Annotated in this window: 20 protein-coding genes; 11 read left to right on the forward strand and 9 right to left on the reverse strand. The window is 40.7% G+C overall.

All coding sequences use genetic code 11. From position 1 onward, the window contains the following. Positions 1 to 202 precede the first annotated feature (202 nt). Entirely contained in the window at positions 203 to 349 is a 147-nt protein-coding gene (locus NAF19_RS30025) for a hypothetical protein (RefSeq protein ID WP_252794118.1), read from the forward strand. A gap of 47 nt (positions 350 to 396) precedes the next feature. Here NAF19_RS30025 and NAF19_RS30030 read toward each other — a convergent pair whose 3' ends face one another. Further along, positions 397 to 1,527, reverse strand: coding sequence for a sensor histidine kinase (locus tag NAF19_RS30030; RefSeq protein WP_252794120.1), 1,131 nt, complete (start codon positions 1,525 to 1,527; stop codon positions 397 to 399). Between the two features lie 2 nt (positions 1,528 to 1,529). Next, positions 1,530 to 2,393, reverse strand: coding sequence for a chemotaxis protein CheB (locus tag NAF19_RS30035; RefSeq protein ID WP_252794122.1), 864 nt, complete (start codon positions 2,391 to 2,393; stop codon positions 1,530 to 1,532). A 228-nt stretch (positions 2,394 to 2,621) separates the two neighbouring features. On the opposite strand from NAF19_RS30035, the gene NAF19_RS30040 reads away from it, so the two are divergent. The 4 genes from NAF19_RS30040 to NAF19_RS30055 all read left to right on the forward strand — a co-directional run bounded on the left by NAF19_RS30040 (position 2,622) and on the right by NAF19_RS30055 (position 4,932). Continuing rightward, the gene (locus tag NAF19_RS30040; RefSeq protein ID WP_252794123.1) at positions 2,622 to 2,957 is read left to right on the forward strand and encodes a hypothetical protein; all 336 of its coding nucleotides are present in this window, start codon (positions 2,622 to 2,624) and stop codon (positions 2,955 to 2,957) included. 89 nt (positions 2,958 to 3,046) lie between these two features. Continuing rightward, a complete protein-coding gene (locus NAF19_RS30045; protein ID WP_252794124.1) occupies positions 3,047 to 3,391 on the forward strand; it encodes a four-helix bundle copper-binding protein in 345 nt (114 codons plus the stop codon). Between the two features lie 100 nt (positions 3,392 to 3,491). Then, positions 3,492 to 3,848: a DUF6799 domain-containing protein gene (locus NAF19_RS30050; protein WP_252794126.1), complete on the forward strand. Its 357-nt coding sequence runs from the start codon at positions 3,492 to 3,494 to the stop codon at positions 3,846 to 3,848. A gap of 712 nt (positions 3,849 to 4,560) precedes the next feature. After that, on the forward strand, positions 4,561 to 4,932 hold the full coding sequence (locus NAF19_RS30055; RefSeq protein WP_252794127.1) for an SOS response-associated peptidase family protein: 372 nt from the start codon (positions 4,561 to 4,563) through the stop codon (positions 4,930 to 4,932). Positions 4,933 to 4,945: 13 nt separating this feature from the next. Here the strand turns inward: NAF19_RS30055 and NAF19_RS30060 are convergent, their stop codons facing one another. The 5 genes from NAF19_RS30060 to NAF19_RS30080 all read right to left on the reverse strand — a co-directional run bounded on the left by NAF19_RS30060 (position 4,946) and on the right by NAF19_RS30080 (position 8,804). Continuing rightward, positions 4,946 to 5,182 carry a hypothetical protein gene (locus NAF19_RS30060; RefSeq protein WP_252794128.1) on the reverse strand — a complete coding sequence of 79 codons (237 nt, stop codon included), beginning with the start codon at positions 5,180 to 5,182 and terminating at the stop codon, positions 4,946 to 4,948. A 443-nt stretch (positions 5,183 to 5,625) separates the two neighbouring features. Beyond that, the gene (locus NAF19_RS30065) at positions 5,626 to 6,387 is read right to left on the reverse strand and encodes an MFS transporter (RefSeq protein WP_252794130.1); all 762 of its coding nucleotides are present in this window, start codon (positions 6,385 to 6,387) and stop codon (positions 5,626 to 5,628) included. Then, positions 6,323 to 6,733 (reverse strand): MFS transporter, encoded by a 411-nt coding sequence (locus tag NAF19_RS30070; protein ID WP_252794131.1) that lies wholly within the window; start codon positions 6,731 to 6,733, stop codon positions 6,323 to 6,325. The genes NAF19_RS30065 and NAF19_RS30070 overlap by 65 nt, the downstream gene beginning before the upstream one ends. 84 nt (positions 6,734 to 6,817) lie before the next feature. Continuing rightward, complete coding sequence (locus NAF19_RS30075) at positions 6,818 to 7,798, reverse strand: aldo/keto reductase (protein WP_252794132.1); 981 nt, start codon at positions 7,796 to 7,798, stop codon at positions 6,818 to 6,820. Positions 7,799 to 7,808: 10 nt separating this feature from the next. Further along, positions 7,809 to 8,804, reverse strand: coding sequence for an aldo/keto reductase (locus NAF19_RS30080; RefSeq protein WP_252794133.1), 996 nt, complete (start codon positions 8,802 to 8,804; stop codon positions 7,809 to 7,811). 120 nt (positions 8,805 to 8,924) lie between these two features. Between NAF19_RS30080 and NAF19_RS30085 the strand changes: the two genes are divergently transcribed. Next, positions 8,925 to 9,278, forward strand: a complete 354-nt coding sequence (locus NAF19_RS30085) for a winged helix-turn-helix transcriptional regulator (RefSeq protein WP_252794134.1) — start codon at positions 8,925 to 8,927, stop codon at positions 9,276 to 9,278. A gap of 53 nt (positions 9,279 to 9,331) precedes the next feature. Here NAF19_RS30085 and NAF19_RS30090 read toward each other — a convergent pair whose 3' ends face one another. Both NAF19_RS30090 and NAF19_RS30095 read right to left on the reverse strand, forming a co-directional pair. Continuing rightward, positions 9,332 to 9,649, reverse strand: a complete 318-nt coding sequence (locus NAF19_RS30090; RefSeq protein WP_252794136.1) for a DUF6799 domain-containing protein — start codon at positions 9,647 to 9,649, stop codon at positions 9,332 to 9,334. A gap of 580 nt (positions 9,650 to 10,229) precedes the next feature. Beyond that, positions 10,230 to 10,628, reverse strand: a complete 399-nt coding sequence (locus NAF19_RS30095; RefSeq protein ID WP_252794138.1) for a cupin domain-containing protein — start codon at positions 10,626 to 10,628, stop codon at positions 10,230 to 10,232. 705 nt (positions 10,629 to 11,333) lie between these two features. On the opposite strand from NAF19_RS30095, the gene NAF19_RS30100 reads away from it, so the two are divergent. From NAF19_RS30100 to NAF19_RS30120, 5 genes are all read left to right on the forward strand, one after another. After that, a complete protein-coding gene (locus NAF19_RS30100; RefSeq protein WP_252794139.1) occupies positions 11,334 to 11,546 on the forward strand; it encodes a hypothetical protein in 213 nt (70 codons plus the stop codon). Positions 11,547 to 11,553: 7 nt separating this feature from the next. Further along, positions 11,554 to 11,775, forward strand: a complete 222-nt coding sequence (locus NAF19_RS30105; RefSeq protein WP_252794140.1) for a hypothetical protein — start codon at positions 11,554 to 11,556, stop codon at positions 11,773 to 11,775. Positions 11,776 to 11,962: 187 nt separating this feature from the next. Next, the gene (locus NAF19_RS30110) at positions 11,963 to 14,110 is read left to right on the forward strand and encodes a catalase (RefSeq protein WP_252794141.1); all 2,148 of its coding nucleotides are present in this window, start codon (positions 11,963 to 11,965) and stop codon (positions 14,108 to 14,110) included. Further along, positions 14,107 to 14,580 carry an ankyrin repeat domain-containing protein gene (locus tag NAF19_RS30115; RefSeq protein ID WP_252794142.1) on the forward strand — a complete coding sequence of 158 codons (474 nt, stop codon included), beginning with the start codon at positions 14,107 to 14,109 and terminating at the stop codon, positions 14,578 to 14,580. Before NAF19_RS30110 ends, NAF19_RS30115 begins: the two co-directional genes overlap by 4 nt. Positions 14,581 to 14,968: 388 nt before the next feature. Continuing rightward, positions 14,969 to 15,454: alcohol dehydrogenase catalytic domain-containing protein (locus tag NAF19_RS30120; protein ID WP_252794143.1), on the forward strand; the 486-nt coding region annotated here is incomplete at its 3' end.

Consider the following 15,454-nt stretch of genomic DNA (forward strand, 5'->3'; position numbering starts at 1 on the left):
TTTTGATACCGTCCATTTTCCAAATTCTACACCCGCTTATCCGTTCAGAGGAGCGGGGTGTTATTTTATGGCAGGTAAGGTTGTTCAGGAATTTGGTTTTACAAGCATTGAAGTTTTAAATTTGCGAAATTGCCAATTTTAGGTAATCCAGTTATGGACTAATACTGCCTCGTCTAATTTAATACAGAATTGGTCTGTTTAAATGATAACATTAATTGATTATCCTATTCCTTTAATGAAAATATCACCAGAAGGGGATGATTGCTCCTCAACAGAAGCGTTAACCGATGATATTGTTTTGATTAGTTTAGGGCGTGAACTGCTCGGTGCATTCAAGGTTCAAGAATGAATTAGTAAAAGTGCGTCGATCAATGTGTATCTATAAAAAAATTTAATTTATTGGGCAGTTAGGTAAATTTTAAATTCAGAACCTTTTCCTAACTCGCTTTTTATCAATATTTTGCCGCCGGAATTTGTTACTATTTCATTAACCAGATACAAACCTATTCCTGATCCCTCGACGGTATTGCCGACACGAGCATATTTCGAAAACACCTCTTTATGCTTGCTTTCCGCTATGCCAATTCCATTATCCTTTACACTGATTACAACGTATTTCTTTTCTTTTTTTGTACTGATCATTATTTCAGGAGCGCAATCAGGCGAATGAAACTTTATGGCATTATTCACTAGGTTATATACGATACTTCTTAATTTTCTTCTTGAATACAGTACCTGGGATACTTTAATGTCCGTTTCGATTATAGCACTGGACTCCATAATTGTTCCAGCCAGGGTAAGACGAACATCCTCAAGAATATTTTCAAAATCTATAAGCTCTTCCTCTACTTTATATTTATGTTTCAATTTGCCCGCATCAGTCAACTCTGTTATAAGGATCTGCATTTTTTTAATGGAAGTTTCTAAAATTCCAAAAAGCAATAAAAATGCTTTGGACTTATCGGTAGAAACCTTTTTGAGTTGATTGATAGTTAGTATTAAACTGGTTAGTGGACCTTTAATGTCATGGGATATGGTGTCCAGCAAGGTTTCATGATCGGCAATGAGCATTTCCTGATTAACTAAGTCTTTGATTCGCGCGGTTATCTCTACAAATGTGATAATTACCCCGTTCGTTTTTTTAGTCTTGGTAATAACATAGGGGATAATGTTCATCTGGTACCATCGTGAATCTGTGGTTTGAATTTCTTTCTCTAAAATTTCATTACAATTGATAACCTGCACGATATTCTCCACAATAGTCGGAAAACGGAAATTATCTTTTATATCATCTATATTTTTGCCAACATCGTCAGTTTTTAGGGAAAACTGTTTCATTGCCGGAGGTGTAAACTTCCGTAAAATTAAATTCCTGTCAACGAATAATTGAGGTATGATCGTGTTTCTAAAGTAATTCTCTAACTCATCATTTAGTTTAATGAGTTTTTTTATTTTTTGATCCTGATTAATCATATTTTCTATACATTGTAAGCAAAGTGCATCTTCATTAATAAGAATGGCAATCAATTTTAAAATACAAAAATCGTATCAATAAAGTTAAAGGCTTCTTTATCTCTGAAAAATGAAGTAACACTGATTAAAAAATCCTTGGCCAATGCGGATATCTCCATTGGTGTTGCCTTCAAAAAGTCAATGTAATTTTCTAATTTGGTGAAATTATTGTAGCTCGCTCTTCTTTTGATTCTCCTTAAAATAGTCGTTTGCTTATAATCCGAAAAATCAAGCGGTAGCTGTTCATTGATAAGATGTATAATAGCCTCCAAATTTTTTTGGTCGTCGGCGGTATCAGGTATTAATTCCAGCTCGTGTTTTACATAATCTTCAATAGCACCTGGCATTAATTCAGGTTCCAAAATAAAATCTACCATACCGGTGGCGATGGCATTAGAGGGCATACTGGCAAATTCTGCTGTTTCCGGGTTACGGGCTATCACCATTCCACCTGCCTTTTTGATAGCCTTTATACCTAAGGTGCCATCACTGCCTAAACCGGAAAGCACTACGGCAATAGCTTTTGTACCGCAATCTGCCGCCAGTGAATTAAAAAATGTATTTATGGTAAGGTGAGGGCCCGGAGCTTTTTCTTTGCTTGTTAAATATAATGTATCATCGCTTATGGTCATGAACTTATCGCTGGGGATAAGATACACCTGGTTGCTTTTTACCTGCATGCCATTTCTAGCTTCCTCAACAACAAGCTTGCTGTGTTTGGCCAGTAATTCAACCATCCTGCTTTTAAAATCGGAAGATAAATGCTGTACAATAACGTAAGATACACCATCTAAGGGCGTATGATCAAAAAAAGAATTGATCTCTTCCATGCCGCCCGCAGAGGCACCGATAGCAATAATATGGTGGGGGTTAGCTTTCATAGGACAGGATTTTAAAGAGCGGTATTAGAATCTAAAAATTCTTAAAAGAGGACAAAAATGGGTGAAATCAAACGTACAACTATATTTCTGTAAATGAGTATTTTATTGTTGCTCATAGCATGTTATCAATAGATAAAACTTTCACCTACAACTTCGGGAATGGTATAATTTAAATTGGAATATTTAATGGCATCATTTTAGACACACTGGTTATATGAATTACAGAAAATGATTATTACAAAACCCGGACCTAATGATGCAGAATTAATCCGACTGATTTCGTTAAAAAGCAGAACGGGTGCTGAATTTCTATATGACAGGTATGCTATGGTTTTATTGTTAGTGATCATCCGCATTGTTCCTGAAAAAAAAGAAGCGGTAGCTGTCCTTGAGCAAACCTTTATTAAAATCTGGAACTCCTTTGATCTTTATATCCAGCAAAATGGAAAGTTGCTGCCGTGGATGATTGTTATCGCCAGAAATTTGGCAAAAAATGCTGTTATGGGTAAAATTATTTCGATCAGAGACGGCAGGCAAAACTTGAAAAAGGTAAAAGCCAATTAATCGCCCTATCTGATTTTTAAAATACCGAGCCGTTTTACTATGATTATTTTAGTAAGAACAATGATATATTAATCACTTAAATAAAAATTATGTTACATCAAAATCACCATGAGCTTATTCAAAAGCTTTTAAATTGCGCTTTGTCTTGTGAGAACTGTGCTACCTTCTGCTTAAAAGAAGACGATGTTAAAATGATGGCCCGTTGCATCAGCCTTGACCGGGATTGTGCAGACATTTGTATCCAGGCAGCACGATTATTAAAACGCGATTCAGAAATAGGTCATCAATACCTGTTAATATGCGAAGAAATTTGCAGGATGTGCGCCGCAGAATGTGGTAAACATGAGTATGAACATTGCAAGCAATGTGGCCAGGCATGTAAAGATTGTGCAGATGCCTGTCATGCCCACCACGAGCCAATTACTCAAAATTAATCTTTTTTTGATTAGGGATAGGTAAGATGCTACTATTAATCACGATTAATATTTGTGGCTCGAAATTTATGAATCATAACATACACCAAATTATAAAACCATGAAAAAAATACTAATTGCCATGTTTGCAGTTGCATTGAGTTGTAGCGCAATGGCACAAACAAAGATATCGGATACATCCATTAACAAAATGGATCATATGGGCATGCAAAAAATGGACAACAGTGCCATGATGATGAATGGCAAAATGATGACCATGATGAATGGTAAAAGTATGCCTATGACAGAAACTAAAACCATGTCCAACGGCACTATGGTCATGACCGACGGTACTGTCAAAATGAAAAGCGGCAAAACTATGATGTTAAAAGAAGGGCAGTGTGTAATGATGGACGGTAAAATAATGAAAATGCCTATGAAGAAAGGCATGATGAAAGGCACTATGAACAAAATGTAGTTTTCTTCATAAAGCCCGGTAATAACCTATTTCCGGGCTTTCTTTTAGTACGATTTTGCTAAACTAAATACTGCAAAAATTTGACAGCAACCGAGCGAAAAGAATTGTTTAGAGACGAATTAATTTGTTATTAGATCGAATGATGCGCAATCCATCGGCTACAAAAGCATACAATTTTCCTTTAAAGCATACAATTTAATTTTTATTTAATTAACTATTCTGAAATAAACTTTGAAATTTTGCAAACCAACGGAGTTGTACGGCTTATGTTTATTACCACCAACGTTTATAAGACTTGGAAAGTTTGGCGGGTAAGTTTTGAGGATAAAACAGAGGTTATGCTTTATAAATTAGCTGACGAATGGATGCAGCGCAATGAAGATCACCTCGATGATTATACTTTAAAGACCATTGGTAAATGTATTAACACTTTTTTTTTTAAAAAAAGAAATTACAGCCGCCTAAACAGATATGATTTTTATAATTGAAACAAATTAGTCTTACTTATTCATTGTTGCCTTAAAACAAAAAAAAGTTCACAAAGAAAACTTTTCCCTGGTCGATGCATATATGGTCAGGCAATTAAGCCCGGAAGGGTTATAAGCTCTATTATTATGTATGAATTGCAAACTTGATACTTTAAAAGCGTCCAAATTTCTTTTTAAGACTGCTTTGATATTTTTTGAGTGCTATCGAGCGGACGAATAAAAGGATGTTCAATCCCTATTACATATCTGTAAAAAATCAGGAATACTTTTATATGTCCGGTATTTGGCAGGAATGGACAGACAAACATACGGGTGAAATCGTGCAAACTGTATCAGTAACAACTGCCGAGGCCAAGCCACTCATGCAGCAGGTTCATAACTCTAAAAAACGTATTCCAACAATACTTAACGATGATTTGGCTTATGAATGGATGTTTGGCGACCTGAATGATGAAAGAATAACAGAGATAGCGCTATCGCAATTCCCGGCGAAACAAATGGATGCCTGTACTATTGCGAAAGAGTTTTTAGTTACTTTGGAACCGGCAACGCCATTTACTTATGAAGACTTACCCGCCATTCAATACGCTATATAATAAAAATTGAATTTCATAAATGATAAGATTCGATCTTATCACAAATCAGGTGAATGGTTTCCTCATCCAGTTCACCGGGGTTTTTGCATATCCGCAAAAAATCCCCATCAGGCTCCAGGCTCAAAATTAGCTGCCCACTTTTGTAAATTTCAAATTTGCATTTATCCTTTTCGTGATGGATATAGTCCCGCACCTCAAAAGTTTGTACGTTGACTTGTCCAATGGCTATCTGAAAATTCTCTGTTTGCATAACTCTAATTTACTCAATAACAATCTACCAATCAAGTGTGAAAATTTATTTGTCGGCAACGCTATGAAATACTAAAAATATCATGGAGGCTTAACCGCCACCCCGAAAGAAACTAAAGAAACAAGTAATACAGAATATTTTGGTGAACCTGTTTATACCTATTCACTAAAGCAAGGTATAGACGACGGCTTTCTTGCGCCATATCGGGTTATTAGGGTTGGGCTTGATATTGATACCGAAGGGTCAAAGACCGAATGACTGCGGAAATCATAACGCTGGACATTGATGATCATATTACATACCGGCAGGATTCTTTTTTTATCGGTATGCTGTATGTGGTTCATTAACGATAGTTGTTATATGCATTTTAACAGCATTGCAAAAAACAGGTTTGTATTGACGCATTTTGGCGATGGCTCTTGATTCTATTGAACTTCATGTTACTAACGTTCTACAGCACTTCTTCGCCTAATTAGCACAAGGCAAAACAACAGGCCGCAAAAGGCCAAGCCGCAACCAACATACTCCGGCGACGTGTAGTCCAATCCGGCCGCTATCGGCAATCCGCCCAGATAGGCACCCAAAGCGTTACCAAAATTAGAGGTAGCCTGCAGGACGGAGGAGGCCAGCATTTCGGCACCCTTTGCAACCTGCATGATCAGGATCTGCATGGGCGCAATAACCGCGAATCCTATGGCTCCGGTCAAAAAGGTCATGACGATCACGGGCAACTGGTAACGGCTGATCAATGCGAAGCCGGTTAAAACGAAAATCATTGCCGATAACAAAACAGCAGTAGTGACCAAGGGAGAAAACCGATCTGCGAGACGGCCACCGGCAAAATTTCCTGCGGCCATACCCAGGCCTATGATAACCATGATAATGGTAACTATATTTCCACCGAAACCAGCCACATGGGTCATGACCGGCGCGATATAGCTGATCCAGGCAAAAAAACCGCCCGTGCCGATCGCAGAAATGCCGATCACCAGCCACAGATTTGTTTTCTTAAAAATAGCCAGGCTACTTTTAAAGCTCTTTGATTTGTCCGGCCGCAATACGGGCATCCATAACCGGATACAAATAACGGCGATCAAAGCAAATAAGGCGATCAGGCCAAAGGATAGCCTCCAGCTGAGATTATGGCCAATAAAAGTACCCAAAGGAACGCCGATGATATTGGCAACAGTTAAACCGGCGAACATAACCGCTACGGAACGCGCCTCCCCTTCCGGGCGCAGCCAGCCTACTGGCAACTACCGCGCCAATACCAAAAAAGGCACCATGCGGCAGGCCCGCCAAGAACCGTGCGGTCAGCAGTAAAGCATAATTGGGCGTCACCGCAAAAAGCCCGTTAAAAACGAATACCATCAGCATCAGGCCTATCAATACTTTTTTGGGTGGATAGTGACCGGCCAGGCCAACCATTATCGGTGCGCCGATCACCACGCCAAGGGCATAGATCGATATAAGGTGGCCCGCTTCGGGGATGGTAATACTCAGCGTGCGCGAAATATCCGGCAGTAAACCCATCATCAGGAATTCGGTCATGCCGATACTTAGCCCCCCGATCAGCAGCGAGACCAGGCTTAACTGGATAGGCGGGGCGCTTTGGTTATTTTTTATAATGCGACCTTATTCAAATCCCAGTACCGGATGAGGCTGATACAATTCTTCGAGCTGCCTGATCTCTTCACCGGACAATTTTACAGACAAGGCAGCAACCGCATCTTCCAGATGACCGGGCTTGCTGGCACCGATAATAGGCGCAGTAATGGCCTGTTTGCTCAGCATCCAAGCTAAAGCCACCTGGGAATCAGGTAAGCCTTTATTTTCGGCTATTTCACTCACCCTTTCGATGATGACGAAGTCCGTTTCCTCGCCATACAATTTTTTGCCAAAAGCATCCGTTTTAGCCCGCTCGGTTTCGTTGCGTTCTTTTGTCCTTTTACCCGTAAGCAGGCCGCGCGCCAGTGGCGACCAGGGAATTATGGCGATTTTTTGATCTACGCAAAAAGGGATCATCTCCCGTTCCTCCTCGCGGTAGAGCAGGTTATAATGCGGCTGCATGGATACAAACCTGGTCCAGCTGTTCAGGTCGGCGGTATATTGTGCCTGGGCAAACTGCCAGCTGTACATGGAAGACGCGCCAATATAGCGGGTTTTCCCTGCCTTAACAACATCGTGCAGCGCTTCCATGGTTTCTTCGATCGGCGTATGATAATCCCATCGGTGGATCTGGTAAAGGTCCACGTAGTCGGTACCCAGCCGTTTGAGGCTGGCATCTATAGCGCTCATAATGTGCTTACGGGAAAGCCCCTTATCATTGGGGCCGGGACCCATCGGGTTAAATACCTTCGTGGCCAGTACGATTTCGTCGCGTTTGGCAAAATCCTTCAGCGCCCGGCCTACCACCTCTTCACTGGCTCCACCCGTGTAGACATCCGCCGTATCAAAAAAATTGATGCCCAGTTCAAGTGCTTTTTGGATAAACGGGCGGCTTTGTTCTTCGTTAAGCGCCCAGGGCCACCTTTCGGTGGGCTTACCATAGGTCATGGTTCCCAGGCAAAGCCTGGAAACCATGATGCCTGTATTTCCGAATCTTATATATTCCATATTTTTAGTTTTAAGCGATCAGTTCCAGTTGATCCAGAAACCCGGTGATCGCTGTTACTTCTTCAATGCTTAACTGTTGGTCTATCGCCCTAGCGTTTTGTACGGCCTGTTCCTTATTCCTGGCACCCACCAGTGTGATCGTAATGCAGGGCTGCTGCAAGGTCCACAGGATCACCAGCTGCCCAAGGGTCAGTTGTTTTTCATCAGCAATAGGTTTGATCTGGTTCAGGAAGGCATTTGTCCTTTTCAGGTTCTCCCCCTTAAAATAGGACAGGCCCTGGCGGTGATCCCCGGCTTCAAACCTATGACCCGGTTTCATTTTTCCCGTCAATAATCCGCGCTCCAGCGGGCTGTATGCTAAAATTGATTTTCCATGCTCCATGCAATAGGGAATGAGTTTTTCTTCAATATCACGCACGACCATGCTGTAAGGTACCTGATCGGATACCAAGCTGATAAATTTTTCTGCTTCCGCCATTTGTGCTGCGTCGTAATTGCAAACACCCGCGTACCTCACTTTTCCCTGTTCGATGAGACGGGATACCGCTTCCATAGTTTCTGCAATAGGTGTCGTAGAGTCCGGCCAGTGGATCTGGTAAAGATCAATATAATCGGTCCTCAGCCGCTTTAGGCTGTCTTCGCATTCCTTAATTATGCTTTCCTTGCCCGCATATTTGTAAATATTGATCGCATTTCCATCGTTATCCTTGCTGCTGAATCCGAACTCGCCTTGTTTCAGGTCCCAGCGCATGCCAAATTTAGTGAGGATCTGGATCTGGTCACGAGGCAATCCCTTGATGGCTTCCCCTACAATTTCCTCGCTGGTGCCTTGCCCGTAGATAGGTGCGGTGTCTATCGAGGTAACGCCCATGTCGTAGGACGCCCTGATCGCTTCCACCGCATCGCCGCGTTCTGTACCACCCCACATCCAGCCGCCAACGGCCCATGCGCCAAAGGTAACTTCAGAAAGCCTTAACGCTGTATTTGCTAATTTTCGGTATCTCATGTTGATCTGTTTTTATTTAGTTAATTTTGTGTATTCATTTACCAAGGGTGCAAAGGAACACCGAATGCTATTCCCTTGCAATAACTCATCCAGTTATGAGTCACTCATTAAAAAGTTAGTATGTCAGAAAGAAAATTAAGTTCGACCAATTTTTATAATCAATCTTACCTGGAAGAAAAGTGTGCGCTGAATGAACTGATCTACCTGCTCAGCAAGCGTTGGATGACCGAAGTGCTGTTCGGTATTGAAGATGGGCATAAACGGTTCACCGCTTTAAAAGAGAGCCTGGAGCATATCAGCGACCATATATTGGCTGACCGCTTGAAACTTTTGGAACAGCATGGCCTGATCCAAAAAACCTACGTACCCGGCACACCTCCGCGGACGGATTATGCCTTGACAAACAAGGGAGTAGAACTAAGCAGTTTGCTGGACGGGTTATGCCACTTTGCAGAAAACCAAATACAATTCTAACACTAGTAATTAAGTAATTATTATAACATTAGCCGGGTTTTAGAACTTCCAAATTACATCTTCATTTTGTCATCCATCATGCCTTTTTTCATTGGTATTTTCATAACCTTACCATTCATCATTACACATTGACCTTCTTTTAGCATCATAGTTTTGCCATTCTTCATTTTGACTATACCGTCGGTCATAACCATTGTGCCATTAGTCATAGTCATATTTTTGATCATTGGCATGCTTTTACCATGCATCATGGTCATCATTTTACCGTCCATCATCATTGCGGAGTGATTCATTTTGCTCATAGACATGTGCGACATCTTATGCATAGATGTGTCGGCCATTTTGGTTTGTGCCATTGCGCTACAACTCAAGGTAACGGCAGTTAAAGTGATCATAATTTTTCTCATAACTTCAAATTGGTTTTAATTATATGTAATTGCTTTTTATTAAGCCGGGATTGGGTATATCGTCATTTATTTTATAACTGTACTTGTTAGCTGGTATCATGCCAGGTACACACTCATTAGCCATGTTTCGTGCGATGCTCATGAATGATACAAAGAATGAATTGCCCGCTTTTTTATAAACTTATCTTTTAGATAATCCTTTATTTTTAGCGTAAGTATCTATATTATTAAAAGTGATAGTTGCTATCTGGCTATTTTTAAAGACACTATCATTGATTACACAATTGGCATTAAATATTGTTGATGTCATGCGACATCATGAGCGTTTTGTTTACTTTTTGCGTCTGTGTAGTAAAACAAATACAAGTAAGAGAACAATGCTAATCGGAATAATCCACATCCCCCAACCCATTCCCCAACCCGAAGAATTATCGTGCGTCATGTTTAATTGGTTAAATTTACCTTCAGATACCCAACAATATTATCAGAATCCATGTCAAGTGTTTTTGAATTTACGATTGCTTTTGTAGCGTTTTTCATCAAACTACTCTGTCGTTTTACCGTCAAACTTTTCTTTAACAGTTTCTGCTTCCTTTTTAGTTTGTCGTATTATCCCATCTTTATGGTTTGGCGGGGAATAAATTGTATAAAGCTTTAACGCTTCTGTATCTGACGTATTGATGACGTTGTGTTTTGCGCCCGCAGGTACAATAACAGCATCCCCGTTTTTAACCCCATATTCATTACCATCTATAATGCATTTACCCTGTCCACTTTCAAAACGGAAAAACTGATCATTTTTTTCATGGGTTTCCATGCCTATTTCCTCTTTAGGCTGAAGGCTCATTAAGACAATCTGACTATACTTTGCAGTATATAGAACTTTACGGAAACTGTTGTTTTCCAAAGTTTCCTTTTCAATGTTGGCAGTAAATCCTTTCACGATATTTATTATCTATTTATATACTTGCAATTGTAAATTATGTACTAATTTAACGGTAAATTTCTGATCATCAATTCAATATATTTCAGTATTTCCAGCGTATGAGGTAATTTCTCTTTTGGTTAATAAATAATTCAGAATCAACTTGCTGTTCCTATTCGAAAAGTAAAGGCTGAATAGGTTATTGATTCATTACTTATAATAAATAACAAAAGTTTATGGCTTAAGTTTTATTTAATAGAAAATAGGTTCTAATGCAAGTTTTAATTTGGATTTTGTTAAATATCTCTGACCTGACATTGAATTGGGTTTATATCCAAATTTAACCTTAAATTCAAAATTAAAAAACCCTTATTAATGGCCTTATTTTAAGTAGTCTGAGCACCTTTCAATATCTTCAAAGCACTCCCTGTTTTCACCATAGATCATCAAACCATAAGAAAACAGGGGTGTTCTTCCGGGCGGGCGTAGCCCGCCGCCGGGCAATTTTCAAAATAAGGAGGATTGCTACCCATTGGTGGATATTCCGGGAGGCTTGACAAGGCTATTCCGTGCGCTTTGGAGCACCGAGTTGTGTAAGCAATTAAGAAAATCGCAATTAATAATCAATAAATTAATATGGTCAAAGTGTTACGGAATTAACTGTTTGCTATTCCGGAACGAGGTAATCAATAGCTCCGGAATGTCCACTTACTTGTTCAATTAATGGCAAAAAAGCTCGAAAAGCAAAAAACCATTCCGAAAAATATTCAGCGTGAAGCACTGATTGCTCAACGAGTATTGAGTGACCTGGCTTCAGTAAATGCTTTGGGTGAACAAGCACCGTTCAATTGTCCTGCTTGCGGAGGGGGCTTATGGAAGATAGATAAGGGATCAAAATTGCGCTATTCGTTGCCATACAGGCCATGCTTATACTGATGCCTCATTGCTGGCCGATCAAACCAAAAAAATTGAAGAAACGATGTGGACAGCACTCCGTATGTTTGAAGAGAGAAGAAACCTGCTAACTACGCTTGCGAAGAATCAAAAAGACCCTCAATCCCGTTCAGTTGCGGAATGGGCAAAATTATCCCAGGTTCATATTGACCGTATCAGGGCGGTTCTTCTGGCGGATGATAAATCTACTAAAAGTGATATGCCTAAATAATAAAATCACCCATTTGATCATGTGAATTTTGAACTGCACTTTGGCACCCTGAAATAAATACTATGGCAAACCGCTATCTTTAAAAATCATATCGTTAGCTATCCAAGTTCCCTCATAATTAAATTAAAGGAAAACAATAGCGATAGTGTGCAGTTGTTATTAGACATTCCTTCAATTAATTAATATTATGGCTAAGAAAAACATTTCAGCAGCGGACAATAAGAAAATTGAAAACCTGGCGCCTGATACAATAGATAGTAGCGGTGAATTTATGACTACTGATCAGGGTCTTAAAATCAATGATGATAATAATTCCTTAAAGTCAGGCGAGCGTGGCGCCACGTTGCTGGAGGATTTTATTCTTCGTGAAAAGATCACCCATTTCGATCACGAACGAATCCCGGAACGCATCGTACATGCCCGCGGTTCAGCTGCACATGGTTATTTCCAGGTTTATGAGTCAATGGCGAAATATACCAAAGCAGGTTTTTTACAGGACCCCTCGATTAAAACCCCGGTGTTTACACGGTTTTCAACCGTTGCAGGATTCCGTGGTTCAACCGATCTTGCCAGAGACGTGAGGGGATTTGCTGTTAAGTTTTATACTGAAGAAGGTAATTATGACCTAGTCGGCAATAATATGCCAATATTTTTCATTCAGGACGCGATCAAATTTCCTGATCTGGTGCATGCGGTTAAACCCGAGCCGCATAATGAGATACCACAAGCGGGATCGGCCCACGATACCTTTTGGGATTTTATTTCACTGACCCCTGAATCCATGCACATGATCATGTGGGCCATGTCTGACCGGGCTATCCCTCGCAGTTTGCGTATGATGGAAGGCTTTGGCATACATACGTTCAGGTTCATTAACGCAGAAGGCAAATCCTGCTTTGTTAAATTTCACTGGAAGCCGTTGCTGGGCATGCACTCTGTAGCTTGGGATGAGGCTCAAAAAATATCAGGTAAGAATTCTGACTTTCACCGCCAGGACTTATATGAGGCCATTGACAGCGGGGCATTTCCAGAATGGGAATTTGGTGTACAAATAGTAGCCGAAGAAGATGAGCACAAATTCCCATTTGACCTGCTCGATCCGACTAAACTGATTCCTGAAGAATTAGTACCGGTAATTAAAATTGGTAAGATGACCCTGAACCGCAACCCGGATAATTTCTTTGCTGAAACAGAGCAGGTAGCATTTCACCCAGGGCATTTGGTGCCGGGTATAGATTTTACAAATGATCCGCTTTTGCAGGGCCGGTTGTTTTCTTACACCGATACGCAGTTATCCCGGTTAGGCAGTCCGAATTTTCATGAGATACCAATCAATCGTTCGATCAACACGGTGCATAATAACCAGCGCGACGGGCATATGCGTCAGCAAATCAATGTTGGTAAATCCAGCTATCACCCCAATTCTACCGGAGGTGGAAGTCCGATGCAGGCGAAAGTGGCTGAAGGTGGGTTCAGCTCTTATGAAGAGCGGATAGATGCCCGTAAAGTGCGTGCGCGCAGCAAGAGCTTTATGGATTTTTTCAGCCAGGCAACTCTATTCTACAACAGCCAATCTGAACCGGAACAAAACCATATGCGGGATGCGCTCCGTTTTGAGTTGGGCAAATTGCAAACACCAGTTATACGGGAGCGCATGGTGGGCTTATTAACCAAGGTAAGTAGCAAATTAGCTGCCGAAGTAGCCGAAGGATTAGGCATGGCTGTACCTGAACCAAAGGAACCGCTCAATCATAGTTATGGCGCTGATGCTAACCCTGCGGATTATCAGGATAAACCACAAAAACAAAATATTGATAAATCCCCGGCTTTAAGCATGTCAAATACATCAAAAGATACCATCAAAACCCGACAGATCGCCATATTGGCGACGGATGGCGTTGATGGCCATTCTTTAAGCACCGTTAAAGCAGAACTAGAAGCAGAAGGCGCGCAAACAAAGATCATCGCGCCTCATGGAGGCGCCATTAAGAATACGAAAGGGATTGCGGTAAAGGTAGATATGAGTTTTCTGACTGCTGCCTCCGTTTTATTTGACGCGGTTTACATTCCGGCCGGTGCAAAAGGGTTGCTGCACAATGCAGACGCCATTCATTTTATCAACGAAGCCTATCGCCATTGCAAGGCTATTGCAGCAGATGGAGACGGCCTGGATTTATTGAATGAAACCTATGTCGGCAGCAAACTTAAAAAAGGAAAAGGGCCGGCCACCACTGGAGTTATAACCGGAAATGGTTCAATAGCAAAAGAATTTATCCACGCAATTGCCCAGCACCGTTTTTGGGAACGGGAGAAAAACGATAAAGTGCCCGCATGATCGATATAAATGAACTGATCATTCCTGCAGCGCGAAAAGGGAATCTGGAAGTGTTGCAGGAACTGATCACCCAAAAGGCAGATGTAGACAAGCGTGATGAAAAAGGATATACACCGTTAATCATCGCTTGCTATAATAACCAGTTTGCGGCTGCAAAATTATTGCTGGAATCCGGGGCTGATGTAAACGCAGCAGATAGCGGTGGTAATACTGCTTTGATGGGGGTATCATTCAAAGGATATCAGGATATAGCCAAATTATTAATTGAACATGGCGCAGATCTGAATAAGCAACATGGTAATGGCGGAACTGCTTTGATGTTTGCTGCAATGTTTGGCCGGAATGTACTATTGGAACTGTTACTTAATGAGGGCGCAGATAAAAATATCTTGGAAATAAATGGGCTTTCGGCCAACGATCTCGCGATAATCCAAGGTAATAAGGAGGCGATCAAGCTATTATCATTATAACGATTTTATAGATAAAACATTGGCAATATATTTTAGTCAGGACTACCACATCAGGAATTGTCAGTCACTGGCATCACTCATCCTCTTTTTTAATGTACTGGTCAGTAAAGGCTTTGCTATTTTACTATGAGGATTGGCCAGATCCTTTTTAAAAAAATACCAACAGCCTCCCTTTGCTGTAATTCTACAAATTGATTATAAAATACTTTGGTTTATAGACACGCTGCTTATTTTCCGACTCATTGCAAAAATTATACCGCATGTCGTTTATTTATTATAAATTAATTTTTTTATTCTGAAGTTAATAAAAAAGCATTTATTTACATTTATGGCACGCTGCTTGACATGGGTATACAATAATATTTATTATACACTTAAATAGCAAAAAATGAAAGCACTTGTTTATTATGGACCTAAAGATGTCAGGGTATCTGAAATGCCCGATCCCAAAGTTGAACAACCAACAGATGTACTGGTAAAGGTTACCACCACTAATATTTGCGGCTCAGACTTGCATATGTATGAGGGACGGACGAATATGGAGGCGGGTCGGATATTCGGACACGAAAACCTGGGGGAGGTGATTGAGATAGGCAAAGCAGTTGTTAATATTAAAGTAGGGGATATGGTGTGTATGCCTTTTAATATTGGCTGTGGTCATTGTAAGAATTGTGAAAGCGGACTTACTGGTTTCTGTCTCAAAATGAATCCCGGCTTTGCAGGTGCTGCCTACGGATTCGCCGGAATGGGCCCCTTTGAAGGTGGGCAGGCAGAGTACTTAAGAGTACCACACGGCGATTTTAATTGTTTAAAATTACCCGAAGACGCTAAGGAAAAAGAAAATGATTATGTAATGTTGTCGGATATTTTCCCG

Source organism: Mucilaginibacter flavidus (genome assembly GCF_024055575.1).
GTDB classification, from domain to species: domain Bacteria; phylum Bacteroidota; class Bacteroidia; order Sphingobacteriales; family Sphingobacteriaceae; genus Mucilaginibacter; species Mucilaginibacter flavidus.

Excerpts from the sequence above, each read along its gene's own strand:
- NAF19_RS30060 (WP_252794128.1), bottom strand. The coding sequence starts at position 5,182 with ATGCAAACAGAGAATTTTCAGATAGCCATTGGACAAGTCAACGTACAA.
- NAF19_RS30115 (WP_252794142.1), top strand. The coding sequence starts at position 14,107 with ATGATCGATATAAATGAACTGATCATTCCTGCAGCGCGAAAAGGGAAT.
- NAF19_RS30055 (WP_252794127.1), top strand. The coding sequence starts at position 4,561 with ATGTTCAATCCCTATTACATATCTGTAAAAAATCAGGAATACTTTTAT.
- NAF19_RS30100 (WP_252794139.1), top strand. The coding sequence starts at position 11,334 with ATGGCAAAAAAGCTCGAAAAGCAAAAAACCATTCCGAAAAATATTCAG.
- NAF19_RS30050 (WP_252794126.1), top strand. The coding sequence starts at position 3,492 with ATGAAAAAAATACTAATTGCCATGTTTGCAGTTGCATTGAGTTGTAGC.
- NAF19_RS30080 (WP_252794133.1), bottom strand. The coding sequence starts at position 8,804 with ATGAGATACCGAAAATTAGCAAATACAGCGTTAAGGCTTTCTGAAGTT.
- NAF19_RS30065 (WP_252794130.1), bottom strand. The coding sequence starts at position 6,387 with ATGTTCGCCGGTTTAACTGTTGCCAATATCATCGGCGTTCCTTTGGGT.
- NAF19_RS30085 (WP_252794134.1), top strand. The coding sequence starts at position 8,925 with ATGTCAGAAAGAAAATTAAGTTCGACCAATTTTTATAATCAATCTTAC.
- NAF19_RS30075 (WP_252794132.1), bottom strand. The coding sequence starts at position 7,798 with ATGGAATATATAAGATTCGGAAATACAGGCATCATGGTTTCCAGGCTT.
- NAF19_RS30070 (WP_252794131.1), bottom strand. The coding sequence starts at position 6,733 with ATGACCGAATTCCTGATGATGGGTTTACTGCCGGATATTTCGCGCACG.
- NAF19_RS30045 (WP_252794124.1), top strand. The coding sequence starts at position 3,047 with ATGTTACATCAAAATCACCATGAGCTTATTCAAAAGCTTTTAAATTGC.
- NAF19_RS30040 (WP_252794123.1), top strand. The coding sequence starts at position 2,622 with ATGATTATTACAAAACCCGGACCTAATGATGCAGAATTAATCCGACTG.
- NAF19_RS30110 (WP_252794141.1), top strand. The coding sequence starts at position 11,963 with ATGGCTAAGAAAAACATTTCAGCAGCGGACAATAAGAAAATTGAAAAC.
- NAF19_RS30035 (WP_252794122.1), bottom strand. The coding sequence starts at position 2,393 with ATGAAAGCTAACCCCCACCATATTATTGCTATCGGTGCCTCTGCGGGC.
- NAF19_RS30025 (WP_252794118.1), top strand. The coding sequence starts at position 203 with ATGATAACATTAATTGATTATCCTATTCCTTTAATGAAAATATCACCA.